This is a genomic window from Paraburkholderia mimosarum LMG 23256 = NBRC 106338 (assembly GCF_000739815.1).
In the GTDB taxonomy this organism is placed as follows: Bacteria; Pseudomonadota; Gammaproteobacteria; order Burkholderiales; family Burkholderiaceae; genus Paraburkholderia; species Paraburkholderia mimosarum.
The window spans coordinates 1-1,158 of sequence record NZ_BBJJ01000320.1; the positions used below are offsets into that span (position 1 = coordinate 1).

2 protein-coding genes are annotated in these 1,158 nt (G+C 54.1%); one reads left to right on the forward strand and one right to left on the reverse strand.

Features of this window, described 5'->3' with window-relative positions:
• Positions 1–672, forward strand: a 672-nt coding sequence (locus BMI01S_RS37670) for an IS5 family transposase (RefSeq protein WP_042293569.1), incomplete at its 5' end; no start/stop codon positions are given.
• A 149-nt stretch (positions 673–821) separates the two neighbouring features.
• Here the strand turns inward: BMI01S_RS37670 and BMI01S_RS42805 are convergent.
• Positions 822–1,158: hypothetical protein (locus BMI01S_RS42805; protein WP_218002778.1), on the reverse strand; the 337-nt coding region annotated here is incomplete at its 5' end.

Genomic DNA, 1,158 nt, shown 5'->3' on the forward strand with positions numbered 1-1,158 from the left:
CGTTTTCCGGACGAAAGCACGATTCTGCGGTTCCGCCACCTTCTCGAAACGCACGGACTGGCCGCGCAGATGCTCGCCCTGGTCAATGAGATCCTGAGTGAAAAGGGCTTGATGTTGAAGGCAGGGTCAGCGGTCGATGCGACCTTGATTAGCGCACCGAGTTCGACAAAGAACGGCTCTGGCAAACGGGACCCGGAAATGCATCAGACGAAGAAAGGGAATCAATGGTACTTCGGGATGAAAGCGCACATCGGCGTGGACGCAGAGTCGGGTCTGGTCCACACCGTCATTGGTACGGCGGCCAACGTGCACGACATCAATGCGGCCGAAGCGTTGTTGCACGGCCAGGAAAAGGATGTGTACGCTGACGCCGGATATCAGGGTATTGAAAAGCGGTGTCAGGCGAACCCGGTACGCTGGCATGTCGCGATGCGACCGGGCAAGCGTCGACAGCTGGACCTGACCAATCCTCTGGATGCGATATACAACCAGATTGAGCGCCTGAAGGCTGGCATGCGCGCCAAGGTTGAACATCCGTTTCGCGTGCTCAAGCAGCAGTTTGGTTACACGAAGACCCGCTACCGAGGATTGGTGAAGAACACCGCACAGATCACAACACTGTTTGCGCTGGGCAACCTCTGGATGGCGCGCAAGGCTTTGAGCAAAGCGTGAATCGCCCGGCGCATCAGGCCGTGAGTCTCGGAAAACGAAGGCCATCATGCTTCAAAAGCCGGTCGACCAACCTGCTAGCAGACCCTGCGGACGATACGCCCAACGTGAAAAAAGTTCGGCGCTCTGAAAACATGTTGTGCAGACCTTCCCTAGAATTCTCCATTTGCAATGCGAATCAGATCATCGCGTGAGTAGTTTCCCGATCGAATGAGATCGCTCAACCGTTCCGTAACGGTCTTTCTTTGAGCAAGCCATTTAAGTGCGACGGTGAATCGCCTTTGCAGATAGTCTCTTCGTTCGGATTGAAACCGATCATTGGCGTTTTTATTGAGTTCCGCCAGCTTTTCTCGTGCTTTCCAAGGCTCGACAAGCGCTAGTGTGTCCGGATCAAGGGTTAGATAGTCGTTTCTCTCGTATCCAAGCATCACTCGTCCAAAGTGAGTTATTGAATAGGTTTTCCGGAATAGCCCAGATTCGGTATGGAGT